The organism is Luteibacter sp. (genome assembly GCF_036500425.1).
Lineage (GTDB): Bacteria > Pseudomonadota > Gammaproteobacteria > Xanthomonadales > Rhodanobacteraceae > Luteibacter.
The window spans coordinates 74,672-95,913 of record NZ_DASYCB010000028.1 but is presented as its reverse complement, the minus strand read 5'-3'; the positions used below and the strand labels follow the sequence as shown (position 1 = coordinate 95,913).

Annotated in this window: 16 protein-coding genes and 1 tRNA gene; 16 read left to right on the top strand and 1 reads right to left on the bottom strand. The window is 64.5% G+C overall.

The window, feature by feature from the left end:
- Positions 1-9 precede the first annotated feature (9 nt).
- The 14 genes from recC to VGN46_RS07095 all read left to right on the top strand — a co-directional run bounded on the left by recC (position 10) and on the right by VGN46_RS07095 (position 18,335).
- Positions 10-3,435, top strand: coding sequence for an exodeoxyribonuclease V subunit gamma (gene recC, locus VGN46_RS07160; RefSeq protein WP_331642160.1), 3,426 nt, complete (start codon positions 10-12; stop codon positions 3,433-3,435).
- A complete protein-coding gene (recB, locus tag VGN46_RS07155) occupies positions 3,432-7,082 on the top strand; it encodes an exodeoxyribonuclease V subunit beta (RefSeq protein WP_331642158.1) in 3,651 nt (1,216 codons plus the stop codon). The genes recC and recB overlap by 4 nt, the downstream gene beginning before the upstream one ends.
- On the top strand, positions 7,079-8,980 hold the full coding sequence (recD, locus tag VGN46_RS07150) for an exodeoxyribonuclease V subunit alpha (RefSeq protein ID WP_331642156.1): 1,902 nt from the start codon (positions 7,079-7,081) through the stop codon (positions 8,978-8,980). The genes recB and recD overlap by 4 nt, the downstream gene beginning before the upstream one ends.
- Before the next feature lie 157 nt (positions 8,981-9,137).
- Entirely contained in the window at positions 9,138-11,039 is a 1,902-nt protein-coding gene (gene thrS / locus VGN46_RS07145) for a threonine--tRNA ligase (protein WP_331642154.1), read from the top strand.
- A 44-nt stretch (positions 11,040-11,083) separates the two neighbouring features.
- Positions 11,084-11,611 (top strand): translation initiation factor IF-3, encoded by a 528-nt coding sequence (gene infC, locus VGN46_RS07140; protein WP_414675233.1) that lies wholly within the window; start codon positions 11,084-11,086, stop codon positions 11,609-11,611.
- 240 nt (positions 11,612-11,851) lie between these two features.
- Positions 11,852-12,049, top strand: coding sequence for a 50S ribosomal protein L35 (gene rpmI / locus VGN46_RS07135; protein WP_045831437.1), 198 nt, complete (start codon positions 11,852-11,854; stop codon positions 12,047-12,049).
- Between the two features lie 13 nt (positions 12,050-12,062).
- Positions 12,063-12,422: a 50S ribosomal protein L20 gene (gene rplT, locus VGN46_RS07130; RefSeq protein ID WP_331642150.1), complete on the top strand. Its 360-nt coding sequence runs from the start codon at positions 12,063-12,065 to the stop codon at positions 12,420-12,422.
- A gap of 100 nt (positions 12,423-12,522) precedes the next feature.
- Positions 12,523-13,515 (top strand): phenylalanine--tRNA ligase subunit alpha, encoded by a 993-nt coding sequence (pheS, locus tag VGN46_RS07125; RefSeq protein ID WP_331642148.1) that lies wholly within the window; start codon positions 12,523-12,525, stop codon positions 13,513-13,515.
- 34 nt (positions 13,516-13,549) lie between these two features.
- Positions 13,550-15,931, top strand: a complete 2,382-nt coding sequence (pheT, locus tag VGN46_RS07120) for a phenylalanine--tRNA ligase subunit beta (RefSeq protein WP_331642146.1) — start codon at positions 13,550-13,552, stop codon at positions 15,929-15,931.
- A gap of 1 nt (position 15,932) precedes the next feature.
- Positions 15,933-16,232, top strand: coding sequence for an integration host factor subunit alpha (ihfA, locus tag VGN46_RS07115; RefSeq protein WP_036114917.1), 300 nt, complete (start codon positions 15,933-15,935; stop codon positions 16,230-16,232).
- Positions 16,213-16,569: a MerR family transcriptional regulator gene (locus VGN46_RS07110; protein WP_036114913.1), complete on the top strand. Its 357-nt coding sequence runs from the start codon at positions 16,213-16,215 to the stop codon at positions 16,567-16,569. Before ihfA ends, VGN46_RS07110 begins: the two co-directional genes overlap by 20 nt.
- Before the next feature lie 47 nt (positions 16,570-16,616).
- Positions 16,617-16,693 (top strand) — tRNA-Pro (locus VGN46_RS07105).
- Positions 16,694-17,020: 327 nt separating this feature from the next.
- On the top strand, positions 17,021-17,743 hold the full coding sequence (locus VGN46_RS07100) for a hypothetical protein (RefSeq protein ID WP_331642143.1): 723 nt from the start codon (positions 17,021-17,023) through the stop codon (positions 17,741-17,743).
- A 148-nt stretch (positions 17,744-17,891) separates the two neighbouring features.
- Entirely contained in the window at positions 17,892-18,335 is a 444-nt protein-coding gene (locus tag VGN46_RS07095; protein ID WP_331642141.1) for a hypothetical protein, read from the top strand.
- Positions 18,336-18,510: 175 nt separating this feature from the next.
- Here VGN46_RS07095 and VGN46_RS07090 read toward each other — a convergent pair whose 3' ends face one another.
- Positions 18,511-18,822: an EF-hand domain-containing protein gene (locus VGN46_RS07090; protein ID WP_331642139.1), complete on the bottom strand. Its 312-nt coding sequence runs from the start codon at positions 18,820-18,822 to the stop codon at positions 18,511-18,513.
- Between the two features lie 151 nt (positions 18,823-18,973).
- Here VGN46_RS07090 and VGN46_RS07085 point away from each other — a divergent pair, with 151 nt between their 5' ends.
- Positions 18,974-20,299, top strand: coding sequence for a homocitrate synthase (locus VGN46_RS07085; protein WP_331642137.1), 1,326 nt, complete (start codon positions 18,974-18,976; stop codon positions 20,297-20,299).
- Positions 20,289-21,230, top strand: coding sequence for a sensor domain-containing diguanylate cyclase (locus VGN46_RS07080; RefSeq protein ID WP_331642135.1), 942 nt, complete (start codon positions 20,289-20,291; stop codon positions 21,228-21,230). The genes VGN46_RS07085 and VGN46_RS07080 overlap by 11 nt, the downstream gene beginning before the upstream one ends.
- Positions 21,231-21,242: the final 12 nt, after the last annotated feature.

Below are 21,242 nucleotides of genomic sequence, written 5' to 3'. Positions count from 1 at the left end.
AGCTGGCGCTTGATCGAAACGCACCCCATCGAGCCGGGCCTCATGGTCCTGCATGGCAATCGCCTGGAAGACCTGCGCGACATCCTCGTGGGCTGGCTTCGCCAGGCGCCCTTGCGGCCGCTCGAAGACGAGCGTGTGCTTGTCCAGTCCAACGGCATCGCCCAATGGTTCCGCCTGGCGCTGGCGCGGGCGGAAGCCGATGGGGGCCTGGGCATCGCCGCGTCGGTGAATGTGGAACTGCCCGGGCGCTTCCTGTGGGATGCCTACCGTGCTGTGCTGGGCCGGGACGCCGTTCCGCCGGAGTCGCCGTTCGACAAGTCGCGGCTTGTCTGGCGCCTGATGCGGCTTTTACCTGCGCTTGCGCGCGAGCCTGTTTTTGAGCCACTGGCCGCGTTCCTGGGCGACGGTAACGACGCGCGCAAATGCCACCAGTTGGCGGAGCGCCTTGCCGATCTTTATGACGGTTATCAGGTCTATCGTGCCGATTGGCTCGATGACTGGGCTGCGGGCCTCGACGTCATGCGTGACGCCCGTGGTGGCCAGTCCGCCATGGCTGAGGTCGACCGCTGGCAGGCGGCCCTCTGGCGCCGCCTGCTGGAGGATGTGGGCCCGGCGGACGCGCATAGCCACCGTGCCGCTGTGCATGCTCGCTTCCTTGACGCGGCGGCCACAGCAAGGGAACGTCCACGCGCACTCGCGCGGCGCATCGTCGTTTTCGGCATGTCCTCGCTGCCCCGGCAGACGCTCGAAGCCCTCTCCGCGTTATCGCGCTGGTCCCAGATCGTGCTGGTGGTGCTGAACCCTTGCCGCCATTACTGGGCGGACATCGTCGACGACCGTGAGCTGCTTCGTGCCGAGCGGCGCAGGCAGGCGGCGAAGCCGGGTGTTCCGCCCATGCCGGATGAGGGCGACCTGCACCTCTATGCAAACCCCTTGCTAGCCGCGTGGGGCAAGCAAGGGCGTGATTACATCCGGATGCTTGATGAGTTCGACCACCCCGAGACGTACCGCAAGCGGTTCACGGCGTGGGATGAGCGCATCGACTTCTTCGAAGAGCCTCCTGCCTCCACGCTTCTTGCCCGGGTGCAGACGGCGATCCTCGATCTTGAGCCGTTGCCCGTAACGCCGGCTGAGATCACTGCGGACGACGATTCCATCGCGTTCCATGTCGCACACGGTCCGCAGCGCGAAGTGGAGATTCTTCACGATCAGTTGCTGGCACGGTTCGAGGCATCGTCGCGCGCAGGGGCCCCCATCCTCCCGCGCGATGTGATCGTCATGGTGCCGGATATCGACACTTACGCACCGCACATCGACGCGGTGTTTGGCCGTGTGTCTCGCGACGATCCACGCTATGTGCCTTACAGCATCGCGGATCGTGCGTCGCGAGGCACGGTGCCCATGGTGATGGCGCTGGACATGTTGATGGGCATGACCGAGTCGCGCTTCGGTGCCGGCGACATGGCCGACCTGCTCGATGTACCCGCATTGCGCCAGCGCTTCGGCCTCGGTGATGACGATCTGCCCTTGCTCCATCGCTGGGCGGACGGCGCGGGAATCCGCTGGGGCCTCGATGCGGAGCAGCGCGCCTCCCTGGGTTTGCCCGCGCTTGAGCAGAATACCTGGCTGTTCGGCGTGCGCCGCATGCTGCTCGGTTATGCCGTGGGGCAGGGTGAGGCCTGGGGTGACATCGAGCCTTATGGCGAGGTGGGTGGCCTGGATGCCCAGCTCGTTGGGCCGCTCGCTGACCTGCTCGAACGCCTTGGCGCGCACTGGCGCGCCATGGCGATCCCTGCCCCCGCGGAGGTCTGGGGTGAACGCCTGCGTGCGTTGATGCGCGATTTTTTCAACGCCACGGATCCCGATGACCGGATGCGCGAGCAGCGCTTGCTCGATGCGCTCGACACGTGGGAGCGCGCGTGTACGGACGCCCGCTTTGATGTGCCGGTGCCGGTCGATGTGGTTCGTGAGGCGTGGTTGGGCCAGATGGACGATGGCGGCCTCTCGAAGCGCTTCCTTGCCGGCGCAGTCAGCTTCGGCACGCTGATGCCGATGCGCGCCATCCCGTTTCGCCTGGTCTGCCTGCTCGGCATGAACGATGGTGACTACCCGCGCGCGCGGCCACCCATGGACTTCGATCTGATGGCGCGTCCTGGCGCGTGGCGCCCAGGCGACCGTTCGCGCCGTGAGGACGACCGCTACCTGTTCCTGGAGGCGCTGCTCTCGGCGCGCGATGCGCTGCATATCGGCTGGGTCGGGCGCAGTGCGCGCGATAACGCGGAGCGTGCACCGTCGGTGCTGGTCGGGCAGCTCCGCGATTATCTTGCCGCGGCGTGGCGTGATGCTGGGGAGGGCGGTCTTTTACACCGGCTAACCGTGGAGCATCCGCTACAGCCGTTCAGCCCGGCGTACTTCCGCGCGGGCGACTCGCGGTTATTCACATACGCCAACGAGTGGCGTCATGTGCATGATGGCGGCATGGAGACAGCGGGCGATGTCTTGCCGGCCTGGTCGACGGATCGGCCTATCGGGCTTGCCACGCTGCGCCGTTTCCTGCGTCACCCGGTTCGCGAATTCTTCCAGGCTCGCCTCGGGGTCCGTTTTGAGATGCCGGATGTGGCGAGTGAGGCCTTGGAGCCCTTTGCCCTGGATGGCCTCGACCGCTTCAGCATGACCGACGCAGTGTTGCGCGCCGCCTTGCGCGAAGACCGCGCATCCGGCCTCGCTATCGCCGAAGCGGCAGCGCGTCTCCAGCGCAGCGGCAAACTGCCCATGGGCGGCTTCGCTGCACCTGTGCGGCGTGAGCTCGAAGATGGCGCTGCAGCCGTTTACGGTCGCTATGTCGCTGAGCGCAGACGGTGGCCCGTCGAAGCAGGCAAGTTCGAGGTTCGCGTGCGCTCCGAGGGTGTCCTGATCGAGGACTGGCTGGCCGGGTTGCGTGCGAATGCGGAGGGAGCCCTCGCTGCTCTTCTTGTCTCGCCCTCGGGCGTACTCGATGCCGACGGCCGGCCACTCGTGCACCGGGTGGTCATGCCCTGGGTCGACCACCTGGTGGCGCAGGCCGCGGGTTACGCCGTCGAGACGCGCTACATCGGCCCCGATGCGACCATTGTCATGGCGCCCGTCCATCCCGACGATGCCCGGCGTGCGCTGGATGCGCTCGTACGGGCGTGGCGCGAAGGCATGTCGCGGCCACTCCCCGTGGCGATGAAGGCGGCGATCGCCTGGATCAGTGCCGGCGATGACGACCACGCCGAGGTGGCCGCCCGGCGTGCGTATGCGCCGTCGGATGAGTTCAGTCGGGGTGAAGTGGACGGCGATACCTATCTTGCGCGTGCGTGGCCCGATTTCGAGATGATGCTGGTCGCGGGATTCGCCGATCAGTTGGGACCGTACCGTGATCTTTGCGGTGTCTTGAAGGTGGAGCAGGCATGACGTTCGTCGTTGAGCCCCTTCGTCCGCTCGCGCTTCCGCTCAACGGCGTGCGCCTGATCGAGGCAAGCGCCGGCACGGGCAAGACATGGACTATTGCTGCGCTATACGTGCGCGCCGTGCTCGGCCACGGGCTAGCGCAGCCCTTACTGCCGCCACAGATCCTGGTCGTGACCTTCACCGAGGCCGCCACCCAGGAGTTGCGCGAGCGGATTCGTGCACGACTGGTGGAAGCTGCGTCAGCCTTCCGCACCGGCCGTGCCGATGAGCCGTTGCTGGCTGAGTTGATCGCCTCTTATGTTCCGGATCAGCATTCGGCCTGTGCCCGCCGGCTTGAACTCGCGGCGCAGTGGATGGACGAGGCCGCCATCTTCACCATCCACGGCTGGAGCCAGCGCATGCTTACCCAGCACGCGTTTGGTAGCGGTCATGCGTTCGCGCAGACGCTGGAGCCGGATGAAAGCGAGCTGCTTGCCGAGTGCGTGCGTGACTACTGGCGGCAGACCTTTTATCCGCTCGACGAAGCAGCGCTGGTTGCCATCCAGGCGGAATGGCACACCCCCGATCAACTCCTGCGCTCGTTAAAGCCGCTCCTTGCCGGTGGTGAAGCGACGCTGCGCGTGGATGGCGTGGTGCTGGGTGTGGGCGACGGCCTCGAGGCCGTGTTGGTCCAGCGTCGCGTATGGGATGAGGAAAATAGCCGGAGGATGGCCGAGGCAGCGCGTGCATGGCGCGAAGACGCTGACGCCATCAGCAAGACGATTATCGATGCCGTTGCCGGCAAGGTGCTGCACAACGGCTGGTACAAGCCCGATCGCATGCCGGCGGACATGGCGGCGATGCGTCGGTGGTCGGCGTCGGGTGATGCGGATGGCTTCGATATCGCGCGCTATGCGTCTAGCCGGCTGGCGAAGGCTGCGGGCAAGAAGGCGCGTCCGGAGCACCCTGCGTTCGCCGCCCTGGAGCATTGGTTCGAGTGGCAGGCCTCACGCGTGGAGGTCCGCCACGTGATCCTCGCCGATGCGGTCGACCGGGTGCGTGTACGTTTTGCTGATCAGAAGCGCCGCCGGGCGCAGATTGGCTTCGACGATCTGCTGCTCAGGCTCGACCGAGCCCTGGCGACGACGGCGGGCGCCGATCTCGCCGCGACGATCCGCCAGCAGTATCCACTCGCGCTTATCGACGAATTTCAGGATACCGACCCACTCCAGTACCGCATCTTCCGCACGGTCTACGGCGTGGATCCCGCGGCGGGCCTGCTGCTCATTGGTGATCCCAAGCAGGCGATCTACGCATTTCGTGGCGCGGATATCCATACCTACCTGTCCGCGCGTGCGGAAGCGCTCGCGCCGCACTACAGTCTTGACACCAATTTTCGCTCGACCCAGGGCATGGTCGACGCAGTCAACGCCTTGTTCTCGCACGGCGAACGCCATGCCTCGGGTGCGTTCCATTTCGATGATCGCGGTTTGCCGTTCACGCCGGTGCTCGCGCGAGGTCGTGGCGAACGTTTCGTGCGCGGGGGTAGGGATCAGCCCGCGCTGCGCCTGTGGTTGCTCGACGATGAGCAACCGGTCGGCGTTCGCTTCTACCGCAAAGAGATGGCGGCGGCCTGTGCCAGCGAGATCGTCCGCCTGCTCGATGAGGCGTCGCGGGGTGGCGCCGGCTTCCTCGACGCGGATGGTGACCTTCACCCGTTGCGGCCCGCGGATATCGCAGTCCTTGTCCGTAGCCACGCTGAAGCATCCGAATTGCGTGCGGCGCTGGGTGAGCGCCGGGTCCGCAGCGTGTTTCTCTCCGATCGCGATTCGGTCTGGGAGAGCGTCGAGGCGACCGATCTGTTGTTCTGGCTGCGCGCGGTCGCGGAGCCATCGTCCGACCTGGCGATGCGCGCCGCGCTGGCGACGCGCACGCTGCATCTCGGCTTCGGCGAACTCGAGCGCCTGAATACTGATGAGCTGCACTGGGAGGCGCGTGGCAGGGAGTTCATGGCCTTACGCGATACATGGCGCCATGCCGGGGTACTGGCCATGCTGCACCGGATGTTGCACGTCTTCGACCTGCCGGCGCGCCTTCTGGCGATGGAACATGGTGAGCGGGCACTCACCAATGTGCTGCACCTCGCCGAGCTGTTACAGCAAGCGGCGGCGACGCTGGATGGCGAGCAGGCGTTGATCCGTTATCTGGCTGAGCGGATCGCCGATACAGCCAGCCACCATGGCGATGACCAGATCGTGCGCCTCGAGAGCGATGATGATCTTGTAAAGGTCATCACCATCCACAAGTCAAAGGGCCTCGAATACCCATTGGTCTTCCTCCCGTTCGTCTGCGCCAGTGGCAAGGCGCGCAACGGGCAGGGTTACCGTTACCACGATGGCGAAGGCGTCTCGCTTGAGCTTCTCAGCGAGAAGCTTGGTGGTCCCGCCGTATCGGAGGCGAAGGAGGCTGCTGAACGCGCCGCGTTACAGGAAGATCTGCGTCTGCTCTACGTCGCACTGACGCGCGCGCGCCATGCCTGCTGGTTGGGCATCGCGCCTGTGGCTGCGGGCAATGCGAAGAAGCCGCAGGTGCACCGCAGCGCCTTCGGGCATCTGCTTACGGGCGGCGTGGAAATCGACAATGGTGCCATCGCTGGTCTGCTGCAGTCGGTCGCCCGTAATGAACCGTCGATGGCGGTGGAATATATGCCTGCGCCGGATGACCGCCGCTACGTCGCCCCGTTGCGCGACGACCGCCTGTTGCCGCCTCGCGAGCCGCGTCTCACGCGCGCCGAGCCATGGCGCATCGGCAGCTACAGCGGCTTGCGCTACGACGAGGCGGAGCAGGATGTCCCCGCCCCGGAAACCGCTATGGACGACGTCATCGTGGAATACGTCGCCGAACCGGTGGCAACCATCGCGGCGCCGGGGAGTATCCACGCCTTCCACCGTGGGGCCGATGCAGGTACGTTCCTGCACGATCTTCTCGAATGGATCGCCGACGAAGGCTTTGCCGCGATTGCGGGCGATCCGGCACGGTTGCGCGACACGGTCGCGCGCCGTTGTGAGCGGCGTGGATGGGAAGGCGCGATCGATCTGCTTACCGACTGGTTACTGGTGCTTCTGCGCACCTCCATGGTACTGCCCGATGGCAAGTCCATAGCACTCGGCGCGCTGGATGATCCTTCGCGCTACCGTGCGGAACTCGAGTTTCTTTTCGAGGCGCGCCACGTCGATACCCTGGCGCTTGATCGCATCGTTCGCGAACACACCCTGGGTGGCGTCGCGCGCCCTGCGCTAGCCAACGATACGCTTAACGGCATGCTCAAGGGCTTCATCGATCTCATCATCGAGCACGAGGGCCGCTGGTATGTCGCGGACTATAAGTCGAACTGGCTGGGCCCCGACGAGCATGCCTATACCCCCGAAGCCATGCGCGCATCGATCCTCGACTCGCGCTACGAATTGCAGTACGCGCTTTACCTGCTTGCCCTGCACCGGCTCCTGCGCACGCGCATGGGTTCGGCCTATGACTACGACACGCACGTAGGTGGCGCCGTCTACATCTACCTTCGCGGCGTGGATGGGCGCGGTCATGGTGTACACGTGGAACGCCCGGCCAAGGCGATGATCGAGGCCATGGATCGCCTGTTCGAAGGAGCCGCCGCATGATTGCCGACATCCACGCCTGGCTGGATAACGCGACGAAGGAAGGCCGCCTTCGGCCGATGGATCGTGCATTTGCTCGCTTCCTCGCCACACTTGATCCAAAAGCGGATGCCCGCGTCCTTGCTGCCGCGGCCCTGCTTAGTAACGAACTGGCCGACGGGCATATCTGCGTGGATATCGGCACGCTCGGCGAGCGTGAGCCCGCCTTGGTCGATGCGGCCACCTGGCTTTCCGGTACGACGCTTGTCGCTCACCCCACGGGCGACACCAAGGCTCCGCTCGTGCTCGACGGCACGCTGTTTTACCTTCGACGCTTCTGGCGCGACGAGGCGCGTGTCGCCGCCGCGATTATCGATCGCTTGATACCGCTTCCCGATCCGCCGGGGCTCGCGGCCGAACTGAACCGCTTGTTCCCGGCCGCGGAAGATGGCGTCGACTGGCAGAAAGTCGCCTGCGCCATCGCCGCGCGCAGCGCATTCGCCGTGATTACGGGCGGCCCCGGCACGGGCAAGACGACGACCGTCGTGCGCCTCCTCGGCCTCCTGCAAACACTGGCCGCCGCGGCGGACGAGCCGCGCCTGCGCATCCGCCTTGCGGCACCCACAGGAAAAGCCGCGGCGCGCCTCAACGCGTCCATCGCGGCACAAGTGGCCCAGCTCGATGTGGACGCCGGAGTGCGCGAGGGTATTCCGGCCGAGGTGACCACGTTGCACCGATTGCTTGGCAGCCGCCCTGACACGCGCGCATTTCTACATAACGCCGACAATCCGTTGCATGTCGACGTGCTCGTCATCGACGAAGCATCGATGATCGATCTCGAAATGATGGCGGCGACGCTCGACGCGCTGCCGGCGGGCGCGCGCCTTATCCTGCTTGGTGACAAGGACCAGCTATCGTCGGTGGAGGCGGGTGCCGTTCTGGGTGACCTGTGCGCCCGAGCCGAACCCGGCTACTACGACGGGGCCACTCGCGAATGGCTGCGCCAGGTCACCGGTGCCGACGTCGGTGCCTGGACGGATCCCGGCGTAGCCTGGCCACTCGACCAGCGCGTGACGATGCTGCGCCGCAGCCGCCGGTTCGGCAGTGATAGCGGCATCGGCGCCCTCGCCGGCGCGATTAACCAGGGGGATGCCAAAGCGGTCGGCGAGGCATTGGGTGGCGCTTTCCCTGATATCTCGCGGCTCCCCGCCACGCCCGCAGGCGTCGCCAACCTGGCGATCGACGGCCGCGGTGATGCACCGGGCTATCGGGATTACCTGACATGGATCAGCGACCACCGCCCGGCCCACGATGCAGGCGAGGATGCCCATGCGACGTGGGGTCGTGGTGCCCTCGACGCTTACGGCCGCTTCCAGCTCCTCTGCGCCACGCGCGGTGGCGATCTCGGTGTGAATGGCCAGAATGAGCGCATCGCCCAAGGCCTGCTCGAGCGTGGCCTCATCAAAGCGACGACCGGCTGGTACGAGGGCCGTCCGGTCATCGTTGTGCGCAATGACTACGCCGTTGGCCTGATGAATGGCGATATCGGCGTCACCCTGGCCATGCCGGACGGGCAGGGCGGAACCATGTTGCGCGTCGCGTTCCTCGTGATGGATGGGGCCGGAGGCGCGCGTGTCCGATTCGTCACCCCCAGTCGCCTCACCGCGGTGGAAACCGTCTATGCGATGACCGTGCATAAATCGCAGGGCTCCGAGTTCGAGCACACGGCATTGGCACTGCCACCTGAGCCGTCGCCGGTACTCACCCGCGAACTGGTCTATACAGGGGTGACCCGTGCCCGTCGCCATTTCACCTTGATGGCCCCTGCCGAGATCCTCGTTTATGCAGTCGCCCGGAAGACCCGGCGCGCATCAGGCCTGCTCAACCGCCTGCGGATTGACACGGGGCGCCCCAGGACTTAGCTTTCCCGCAGTAATCCCAACGAAAAGGTGGCCCGCGGTAACGTCGGCCGAGTGTGTGACATGCGGACTACGCGCTTCCCAACCTGAGCCCCCGCCACGTCTTCGTTGATACCGAAGGGCGCCTGGCGCCCTTTTTGTTTGTCCGGAATTCGCACTCATGATCCAGATCACGCTACCCGACGGCAGCCAGCGCCCGTTCGACCACCCCGTCTCCGTCCAGGATGTCGCCGCTTCGATCGGCGCCGGCCTCGCCAAGGCCACCCTGGCAGGCAAGGTCGATGGCAAGCTGGTCGACGCCAGCTTCAGCATCGACCACGACGCGAAGCTCGAGATCGTCACCGAGAAGAGCCCGGAAGCGCTCGACATCCTGCGCCATTCCACGGCCCATCTGTTGGGCCAGGCCGTGCAGCGCCTGTTCCCCGGCGCGCAGGTCACCATCGGTCCGGTGATCGACAACGGCTTCTTTTACGATTTTGCCTACGAGCGCCCATTCACGCCCGATGACCTCACGGCCATCCAGGACGAGATGGAAAAGATCGTCAAGGAACAGATCCCGGTCACGCGCTCGGTGAAGAGCCGCGACGAGGCGATCACGTTCTTCCGCGGCCTGGGCGAGGAGTACAAGGCCCAGATCATCGAAAGCATCCCGGCGAACGAGGAGCTCTCGCTCTACACCCAGGGTGAGTTCACCGACCTCTGCCGTGGCCCGCACGTGTCGAACACGGGCAAGCTGCGCGCGTTCAAGCTGATGAAGGTGGCTGGCGCTTATTGGCGCGGCGATTCCAACAACGAGATGCTGACCCGTATCTACGGGACCTCGTGGCTGAACGACAAGGACCTCAAGGCCTACCTGCTCCAGCTCGAAGAAGCCGAAAAGCGCGACCACCGCCGCATCGGCAAGCAGCTGGATCTCTTCCACATGCAGGAAGAGGCCCCGGGCATGATCTTCTGGCATCCGAAGGGCTGGGCCATCTGGCAGGCCGTCGAGCAGTACGTCCGCGGCGTCTACAAGAAGAGCGGCTACCAGGAAGTGCGTGGCCCGCAGATCATGGACGTGAGTCTGTGGAAGAAGTCCGGCCACTGGGACAACTACCACGAGAACATGTTCTTCACCGAGTCGGAAAAGCGCACCTATGCGCTGAAGCCGATGAACTGCCCCGGCCACATCCAGATCTTCAACACGAACTTGCATAGCTACCGCGACCTGCCGATCCGTTACGGCGAGTTCGGTGGCTGCCACCGCAACGAGCCCTCGGGCGCGTTGCACGGCATCATGCGCGTGCGTGCGTTCACCCAGGACGATGGCCACATCTTCTGCACCCCGGAGCAGATCGAGGCTGAAGTCGCGGCGTTCCACGCCCAGGCCATGCAGGTCTACGCCGATTTCGGCTTCAACGACATCGCGATGAAGATCGCCCTGCGCCCGGAAAAACGCATCGGTGCGGATGCCGTGTGGGATCGCGCCGAGAGTGCCCTGCGCAAGGCTTTGTCGGCCGCCGGCGTCGAGTGGGAAGAGCTGCCGGGCGAGGGCGCGTTCTACGGCCCGAAGATCGAATACCACATGAAGGACTCGATCGGCCGCGCCTGGCAGGTGGGTACCATGCAGGTGGATTTCATGATGCCCGAGCGCCTCGGCGCCGAGTACGTGGACGAAAATAGCCAGCGCCAGCATCCGGTTATGCTGCACCGGGCGATCGTCGGTTCCATGGAGCGCTTCATCGGCATCCTGATCGAGCACCACGCCGGCTTGCTTCCGACCTGGCTCGCCCCCATCCAGGCCGTGGTATTCAGCATTACCGACGCCCAGGCCGATTACGTGCAAGACGTCGCCCAAGCCCTTGGCGGACAAGGTTTCAGGGTGAACTCCGATTTGCGCAATGAAAAGGTCGGATATAAAATCCGCGAGCACACGTTGCAGAGGGTGCCTTATCTCATCGTGGTCGGAGACCGCGAGAAGGAAACGGGTACCATCTCCGTACGTACTCGCGGTGGCGAGGATCTGGGCAGCATGACCGTGGCCCAGTTCGCCGAACGCTTGGAAGCCGAGACCCGCCGCTAAGGCGCGGGTCCGGTACTTAGATCAATCTTCTGGAGGATAGCGGTATCGCTACGACCGATAACAAGGGCAATCGCAAGAACAATGAGATCAAGGTCCCGCGCGTGCGCGTCCTTGGTGCCGAAGGCGAGCAGTTGGGCGTCATGGAAACCCGTGACGCTATCAAGGCCGCTGAAGAACTAGGCATGGATCTCGTCGAAATCCAGCCGAACGGCGATCCGCCGGTCTGCAAGATCATGGATTACGGCAAGTTCAAGTTCGAAGCCCAGAAGAAGGCTTCTGCCGCCAAGAAGAAGCAGAAGCAGGTCGAAATCAAGGAAGTGAAGTTCCGCCCGGTCACGGATACGGGCGATTACGACATCAAGCTCCGCAAGATGCGTGAGTTCCTTGAGGAAGGCGACAAGGTCAAGGTCACGATCCGCTTCCGCGGGCGCGAAATGTCCCACCAGGACCTCGGCCAGAACCTGGCCAAGAAGATCCAGGCCGACATCGGCGAAGACGGCGTGGTGGAGTCCTTCCCCCGCCTAGAAGGCCGCCAGATGGTCATGATGATCGGCCCGAAGAAAAAGGTCTGATCAAAGAGGGCGCCTAAGGGCGCCCTTTTTTGCTCTTGTAGGAGCGCGCTTGCGCGCGATCCGGGCCACCGTAAGCTCCCATCGCGCGCAAGCGCGCTCCTACACAAGACCTTAATCTTCGTGTATCATCGCCGGCTCGGTCCGTATGGATGGGCCGTGTACCGTTCCCGGCAGGAAGGAAAGCGCAGGCCCCAGGGTCAGCCGCCGGTTCAGTCAGAAACCCGAAAAGGGAGCACTCCGATGCCCAAGATCAAGACCAACCGGGCGGCTGCGAAGCGTTTTCGCAAGACCGCATCCGGCAAGTTCAAGGCTGGTCACGCCTTCAAGTCGCACATCCTGACCAAGAAGTCGACCAAGCGTAAGCGCGGCCTGCGCGCTCCCAACCACGTCAAGCCGTGCGACACCAAGGGTGTGGCTCGGATGCTGCCGTATCTCTAAGGGAGACTAAGTCATGGCACGTGTTAAGCGCGGCGTAACCGCCCGTCGTCGTCACAAGAAGATCATCGGCCGTGCGAAGGGCTACTACAACGCCCGTCGCAAGGTATTCCGCGTAGCTAACCAGGCCGTCATCAAGGCTGGCCAGTACGCGTACATCGGCCGCAAGCAGCGCAAGCGTCAGTTCCGCGCGCTGTGGATCGTCCGTATCAATGCTGCTGCCCGCATGTTCGGTCTCTCGTACAGCCGTCTCATCAACGGCCTGTTGAAGGCGAACATCGCTGTCGACCGCAAGGTCCTCGCCGACCTCGCCGTGCACGACATCAAGGCGTTTGAAGCGATCGCAGAGAAGGCCAAGGCCAGTCTGGCTGCGTAATCCGCTTTACCACGCGCGGTAGTCATACTGCGCGAAGATGGATGACGTGGGGAGAAGGCCTTGCCTTCTCCCCATTTCTTTTTCCACGTCAGGAAAACCGATGGAATCGATCGAGAACGTCGACGCATCCCTGCGCGATATCGAATCGGCCGCCTCGCTCGAGGCGCTGGATAACGTGCGTGTCGCCTTGCTGGGCAAGAACGGCGCGGTCACCGCCGCCCTGAAGGCCCTGGGCCAGCTCACCGGCGAAGAGCGCAAGGCGCGCGGCGCCGAGGTGAACCGGATCAAGGAGTGCCTTACCGACGCGATCGCCGCGCGCAAGCAGGCGCTGGAACAGGCCGAACTCGATCGCCGCCTCGCCTCCGAACGCATCGACGTGACCCTCCCGGGCCGCGATGGCGAATACGGTGGCATTCACCCGATTACCCGTGCCCTCGAGCGCATTTCCGACATCTTTGGCCGCCTGGGTTACCAGCGCGCCGATGGCCCGGAAATCGAAGACGACTGGCACAACTTTGAAGCGCTGAACTTCCCGCCGCACCATCCGGCGCGTGCGATGCACGACACCTTCTACTTCGGTGACGGCCGCCTGCTGCGCACGCATACTTCGCCGGTGCAGATCCGCTCGATGCAGGGTCGGCAACCGCCGATTCGCATCATCGCGCCCGGCAAGGTCTATCGCAGCGATTCCGACCAGACCCATTCGCCGATGTTCCACCAGATCGAAGGCTTGCTGGTCGACGAAACCTCGAGCTTCGCCGACCTGAAGGGCACGTTGGCTGAGTTCATCCGCGCGTTCTTCGAGCGCGATTTCGAAATGCGCTTCCGCCCCAGCTACTTCCCCTTCACCGAGCCCTCGGCCGAAGTGGATATCCGCTGGGATGCCGAAGACGGCAGCACCCGCTGGCTTGAGGTGCTTGGCTGCGGCATGGTGCATCCCACCGTGCTGAAGAACTGTGGCATCGATCCGGAGCGCTATAGCGGCTTCGCGTTCGGCCTGGGCGTCGAACGTTTCGCGATGCTGCGCTATGGCGTCAGCGATCTGCGCGCGTTCTTCGAAAACGACCTGCGCTTCCTGCGCCAGTTCGCCTGACCCACGCCGCCCCCAACGCATACGAGTCGCTCCCATGAAATTCTCTGAAAACTGGCTGCGTGAACTGGTAAGCATCGACGCGGATCGCGCGGCGCTGGTGCACGCACTGACCATGTCGGGCCTGGAAGTCGAAGAAGTCACCGCCCTGGGCGATGGCCTCGACGGCGTCGTGGTCGCTGAGATCGTCGAAGCCACGAAGCATCCCGAAGCCGACCGCCTGCAGGTGTGCAAGGTCGATGCAGGGCAGGGCGAGTTGCTGCAGATCGTCTGCGGCGCCCCCAATGCCCGCGTCGGCATCCGCATCCCGCTGGCCACCGTCGGGGCGAACCTGCCCGGCGGCATCGCCATCAAGGCGGCCAAGCTGCGCGGCGTGGAATCGTTTGGCATGCTTTGCTCCGCCAAGGAGCTGGGCATCGATGCCGATGCGTCCGGCCTGCTCGAGCTGCCAGCTGACGCGCCGGTGGGCAAGTCGCTCGCCGACTACCTGGGCCTGCCCGATGCCAGCATCGAGCTGAAGATCACCCCGAATCGCCCCGATGTGCTCGGCCTCACCGGCCTGGCGCACGACGTGGCCGCACTGTTCGGTAGCCACGTGCGTGCCGCTGGCGTCGCCGAAGTTCCGGCCCTGATCGGTACGACCCGCGGCGTACGCCTGGATGCCGGTGCCGATGCGCCGCGCTACCTCGGTCGCATCATCGAAGGCGTCGATACAACGGCGAAGACCCCGCTGTGGATGACCGAGCGCTTGCGCCGCGCCGGTTTGCGCCCGATCAGCCCGGTCGTCGACGTGACCAATTACGTGATGATGGAGCTCGGCCAGCCCCTGCATGCGTTCGATAACGACCAGCTCACCGGTTCGATCATCGTCCGCCACGCGGGCCAAGGCGAAGTGCTGAAGCTGCTCGATGGCAGCGATGCGAAGCTCGACCCTTCCTTCGTCGTCATCGCGGATGAAGGCAAGGCGCTGGCCGTGGCCGGCGTCATGGGCGGCTTCGATTCGCGCGTCACCGATGCCACCCGCAACGTGTTCCTGGAGGCCGCGCACTTTGCGCCGGCCGCCATCATGGGCCGCGCCCGCAAGCTCGGCATGCACACCGATGCCTCGCACCGCTTCGAGCGTGGCGTGGACCCGGCCCTGCCGAAGCGTGCCATGGAGCGCGCCACCGAACTGCTGATCCAGATCGCCGGCGGCAAGGCCGGCCCGGTCACCGTGGCCGAGCGCAACGACGACCTGCGCACCCACGCCCCCGTGCTCCTGCGCCACGCGCGCCTGCGCCGCGTGCTCGGCATCGAGGTCGCCGCCGCCGAAGTCACCCGCATCTTCACCGCGCTTGGCATGGGCGTCGAAGAGATCGTGGATGGCTGGCGCGTGACCCCGCCCAGCAGCCGCTTCGATATCGAGATCGAAGAAGACCTGATCGAAGAAGTTGCCCGTATCCACGGCTACGAACGCATCCCGACGACCACCCCGGCCGGAAAGATCGCGCTTGAGCCCGTGGCCGAAGCGCGCCTGCCGGAAATGGCCCTGCGCGACCAGATCGCCGCGCGCGGCTATTTCGAGGCGGTGACCCTCTCCTTCGTCAGTGCCGACCTGCTCAAGACCTGGCAGCTCGACCACGCCTGGGTGCCGCTCGCGAATCCGCTATCGGCCGACCTGGCCGTGATGCGTACCTCGTTGCTGCCGGGCCTGGTCGAGGCCATGCGTCATAACCGCGCACGCCAGCAGGATCGCGTGCGCCTGTTCGAGGTCGCCCGCAGCTTCCACGCCACGGGCGCGGCCCCCGACGAGGTCGGTCGCGTCGCGATCGTCGCTTCGGGCAACGCCCGCGCCGAGCAGTGGGGCGAAGCCTCACGTCAGGTCGATTTCTTCGACCTGAAGGGTGATCTCGATGCGCTGATCGCCCATACGGGCGAGGCGCAGCGCTGGTCGGTCGATGCCGAAGGCCTGCCCGCGTGGCTGCACCCGGGCCGTGGCGCCCGCGTACTTCGCGATGGCCAGCCCGCCGGTTTCCTCGGTGCGCTGCACCCGGCGCTGGCCAAGGCGCTCGATCTGGGTCCCGATGTCCACGTGATGGAGTTGGCCCTGGAGCCGGTGCTCTCACGGCGCATGCCCAATGCCACCCGCGTAGCCCGTTTCCCGGCCGTTCGTCGCGACATCGCCATGGACCTGCCCGAGAACGTGGCCTGGTCGGCGGTGGAAGGGGCGGTCCGCGGTGCCCTCGGCGATCTCCTCAAGGAGGTCCGCCTGTTCGACCGTTATGTCGGCAAGGGCGTCGAGGAAGGGCGAAAGAGTCTCGCTATGGGCTTGATTTTACAGGACGCTTCACGCACCCTTACCGACGACGATGCCGACGCTTGCGTGGCAGACGCGGTGAAAGCATTGGAGCAGACATGCAAGGCGAGATTGCGAGGATAAGATGGCGCTGACCAAGGCGGAAATGGCCGAGCGGCTTTTCCTCGACGTAGGCCTCAACAAGCGTGAGGCCAAGGAATTCGTGGACGCTTACTTCGAAGTGGTCCGCGAGGCCCTCGAGCGAGGCGAACAGGTGAAATTGTCGGGCTTCGGCAATTTTGACCTGCGGCAGAAGAATCAGCGGCCCGGTCGTAATCCCAAGACCGGCGAAGAAATCCCCATCTCGGCCCGGCGGGTTGTCACCTTCCGTCCTGGCCAGAAACTCAAGGTAAGAGTCGAGGGCTATGCTGGATCCAGGGAATAACACCGAACTCCCCGCCATCCCGGCGAAGCGCTACTTCACCATTGGTGAGGTCAGCGAGCTTTGCGGCGTCAAGCCGCACGTACTTCGCTATTGGGAGCAGGAGTTCCCGGCCCTCAAGCCTGTCAAGCGCCGTGGTAACCGCCGGTACTACCAGCGGCACGACGTGCTCATGATTCGCCAGATCCGCTCGTTGCTGTACGACGAAGGCTTCACCATCACCGGCGCCCGTGCCCGGCTGGAGGGTCCCCAGGCCCGCATGGAAGCCAGCATGTCGCACCAGATCGTGCGCCAGGTCCGCCTGGAGCTGGAAGAAGTACTCACGCTGCTGCGCCGCTGATCCTGCTTCCGCAGGGCAGGGCGTTGCTGCTACAATCGTTAGCTCGTCGGGGTGTAGCGCAGCCTGGTAGCGCACTACGCTGGGGGTGTAGTGGTCGCGAGTTCGAATCTCGCCACCCCGACCATTTATTCGAAAAAGGGCGTCCCGGTGGGGCGCCCTTTTTTCATGTCTGGCCAAGGGGGGTGCTGTTCGTGTCTATGCTTCGTTCTTGCCTCGTTGCAGGCTTCGCTGGTCTGCTCCTGACCCATGGCCTTACCTCAATAGCGGCCGATGCCTCTCAGGCCACAACGCCGACCCCCGTGCCACGCCACTTCACGCCACCGGAGGGCATGGTGCTGCTCCCCGACAGTCGGCGACGCGATTGAGGGGCCGTAAGGAGTTTTCGTTGGAAAGGGCGGACTTCTACGATTAACCCCGATAGGGGCATTACCTCGTTAGATAGGTAGTGACCTTGGAGATCGCGATGAAAGTAAGGAACGGGTTGGGTCTGTATGTGGTGGCCGCGGCCGCATGGTTCTCCGAGCCCGCATCTGCCTGCAAGCCTGTCGTCTTTGAACCTCATGGCTTTCCTATAACGATGGATGAGCGCGTCGGCGTCGCGCTGCCCGCGAACGCGCGTGGCGTCACGTTCGTGAACGCGAAGGATGGCGTCGCCGTTCCGGTGAGCGCTACAGATTTCATCCTGGCAGATCGGTATGGCCGCTCAGTGCCCGTGCGGGTGATGCCCATGCAAGGCGCGTCGAGTAGCGGCCAGTTCTTTATTGGCCCTGTCGGTGGCTTCGTCGCTGGCGAGCGGTACACGCTGAAGGCCCCTGGAGTGCATCCCGAGCCGAACTCGCCGTACGCGGGAGAGATATCCATCACCGTAGGCAACGCCTTGCCGCCTGATGCGCTTGAGCGGGACGCGACGATCATCACCGGGCGTCGCACCGAGGTGCTCATCACCGGCGAAAGCGGCCGTTATGCCGCGCGGATAGGCCGGGATGTCAAATCGGACGCGGTGCCGCCGCAAACCGACTGCGACTTCGGCATCACGTCGAGCATCAGATCGCCCGACGGTTGTCATGTGGTCAAGGCATCGATCTGGTTTCCCGAGATGGACGAACGGCAGGTTCGGCTTGCGGCCCTGATCTGCGGCCGTTGGTTGGCAATTCCCTGGCGCGTTGACGGCTAGCGTCTTGGACCTTTCTCTTTGCGCCCATAGCTCCTAAGCTGCGGCGGCCAGCGCCGAGAAAAGGTGACGGCCGGAGATTTGAACGCCATCTGGCGGCACGCAATGTGCCGCTACACGCATCTGCATTCAGGGATAGGGGAAGCAAGGCATGGCACAGAAGACCACCAACAAGCACTACTGGCTCTCGGCGCTGAATAATCGCACGGACGCAGAGAAGGCCATGAAAGGCGGTGCGTTCGCCGCATGGTTTGTCGCCGTCGTCAATATCGGCATCGGCGCGTTCATCATGTTCGGCGCAGCGGACGCCGCACGTGCCTTTGGCGTCACTGGCGCCGCCATCATCGACGGCGTGATCTTCGGTGTCATCGGCGTCAGCATCTGGCGCTACTCGAGAATCGGCGCCTGGCTGGGCCTCGCCTTCTTCGCGCTGGAAAAGATCTACCAATGGACCACGCAGCCGAAATCGCTGGTGGGACTCGCCCTTGCTGCTGCTCTATTTCTCGCTTTCATCAACGCTGTACGTGGGGCGGCCGCACTGCGTCGTTTCAAGCTAGAAGAAGAAAGCGCGCTCACGATCACCGATGCCTCCTGATCGTTTCGCATACCACTCGCCCATACAACGAAGCCCCCACGCTTTCACGTGAAGGCTTCGAAAGACAGGGCCGAAGGAAGCGGTTGCTTCGAGGCAATGGAACTAGGTGAGGAGCGCTTGTCATCGCACTCCGCCTGCTGCAGCTGCCGAGCCAAGAGGCTCCTCGCTGCAGATCTCAATTTCCCCCAGGCGCCTTGGCCGCCTTGTCCCCAGCCCGCTGCAGCAAATAGGTCTGAATCTCCTTCTCGGAGACCTTGCCGCGCCCCGTGGTATCGATCTTGCCGAAGTTCTTGGCGGTCGTCGGCATGTTCCCGGCCTCGGCTTCTTCCCGGGTCAGGAACCCATCCTTGTCCTTGTCCGCCCGCAGGAACTTCTGGTGCAGCTGTTTGGCCGCATAGGTTGCCGCTGAGCCCATGCCGGTCTGGGCGGAAACCACCCCGGACAACGTAAGCAGGGCGGCGGCACACAGTACCAGCGCGCGTTTCATCCCAAAGGCCATTAGCTTTTCTCCGTAGATTCGGATCGTCTGGGCGCGTGCCGACCTTACCCCGCACGCTCCGTCGGCTCAAGGTTTCACCCGCCCTGCCGATACACCAGCGCACACACAGGTCTGGCCCCCGGGGCCACGGGGGAATGCGATGTCGGCATGGGAAGCACGGCAAAAGGCGACCGCGGCACTCGCGGAAGCCGCTGACAAGGTGAAACGACTGCAGGCGATCGAGCCGTTCCTCATCGATCTCTCGCTGCGTGAGAATCCCGTGGGCGCACGCGTTGGCCAGACCCTGGCGGACAAGCTGGCGATCCTGCCGCGCCTGCGTGAGTTTGGCTTCAAGAACATCTCGCTCGGCACCCTCGACTACGCGATCCCTGACGAGCTCGAGGTCGATGACGACTTCATGCTGAAATTGCGTGACACCGGTGCGGACTTCACGGGCTGCTTCGCGTTCACTGCCGTGGGCCTGGTGGATGAGCAGGGCAACTTTATTCCCGACCCCTCGCAGCTGAAGCTACGCGACTACGGGGTACCGAACACCGTCCACGAGATCTACCTGTGCCCGCGCAATATGCACGGCATGTACAACTACGAGACGCTCCGCCGCAGTATCCCGGAAAGCGTCATGTGGTTGATGGAGAACATCCGCGGCGAAAAGGGCGCCGCGCCACGGATCTTCATCAACATCGTCGACGGCTGTGACGCCTTCGCCGACGCCCCCGAGGAGACCCTTTCGATCCTGGAAATGCTGGCCGGCCTGCCGCTGGAGGGCGTCACCTTCGAGGACGACCGCGGGACCTACCTGCCTTGCCAGGTGGGCGCCTGCACGGCCGCCGTCCGTGCGATGCTACCCGCGCCCATGAAGGTCCTCGTCCACATCCACGCAGGCGCTGGCTATGAGAATGCATCCGTGATCGAAGCGTTGCTTAGCGGCGCCGATGGCATCTGGGGCGGCCTGCCCAAGCGTGCGGCGGTTATCGGCCATGCCTCGATCGGCGAGCTGCTGGCCAACCTGGCTCGCATCGGCAATGCAAGTGTCGCCCGCGATTACCACCTGCACGAGCTGTTGCCGCTGGCGACAGGGCTGCAGGTCGTGGATGAGGAAGCCCCGGTCCCCGAGGACCTGCCCATCCTGGGATCCAACGCCTACCGGGTTTCCCTGGCTTCCTTCCGCCAGGTGCCCGACCAGAAGAACGACCTGCCGGCCGAGGCGATCGGCGGCGTATCCCGCTACCGGGTGTGCCCAGTCGTTAGCGATACCGTTGCCGTGGCGGGTCGCCTGGCGGAGGTCAACGGTGTGGACGCCAGCGCGTTTGCGCCGGATGTCATCGAAATGATGATCCGCCTGATGCGCCGCGACCTCCGGGCTGGCTTGCGCACTCCCTACGACGAGCCAGACCGGCTCCTTGAACTTCACGCGCGTGCCATCGAGGCGTGCCGCGCAGTGGCGGAATCTGCCCATGAGCACTGATGTAGCGATCCTCGCCGAAGATATCAGCGTCTACAAAACGCTGCTCGAATCGACCCGCGCCATCCCGTGGAAGATCGACTGGGCGACGTTGGGCTTCGCCTACATCGGTCCGCAGATCGAAGAGCTGCTTGGCTGGGCGCCGCAATCCTGGCAGACCGTGCAGGATTGGGCCGACCGCATGCATCCCGAAGATCGCGAATGGGTCTTCAACTTCTGCGTCGCGCAGTCCCAGGCGGGCATCGATCACGAAGCCGACTACCGGGCGCTACGCAAGGATGGCGAATTCGTCTGGATCCGCGATGTCGTCCACGTGGTGCGTAATGAGGACGGTACGCCGAACGCGCTGATCGGCTTCATGTTCGATATCAGCGAGCGCAAGCGCACCGAAGAAAAACTGCTCGATATGCAGCGCGAGCTGGAAGAGCTGTCGTTTAAGGACGGCCTGACCGGCGTCGCCAACCGTCGCCGCTTCGACGCCGTGGTGGAGACGCGCTGGCGTGATGCGCGACAGACGCGCCATCCACTATCCGTTGTCGTGCTCGATATCGACTACTTCAAACAGTACAACGACCATTACGGCCACCTCGAGGGCGACGAGTGCCTCAAGCGTGTCGCGAGCGCCCTGGCCGGTATCGTGCGCAGCCCGGACGACCTGCTGTGCCGCTTCGGTGGCGAAGAATTCGTGCTGCTCCTGCCGAACACGGACGAAGCGGCAGCCATGGCCATGGCCTGGCGTTGCCTCGACCTGGTGGACAAGGCGCTCATTCCGCACGCGGGTGTCGGTGCGGGCAAGCGCCTTACCTTAAGCGCGGGCGTAAATACGCTGGTGCCGGGCGAGCATGACGCGGTGCTGCCCTTCATCGGCGTCGCCGACAGCCGCCTGTACAAGGCAAAGGAACGCGGCCGCCACCGCGTCGTCGCGGAAGGGTGAGGCCTTGAGGCG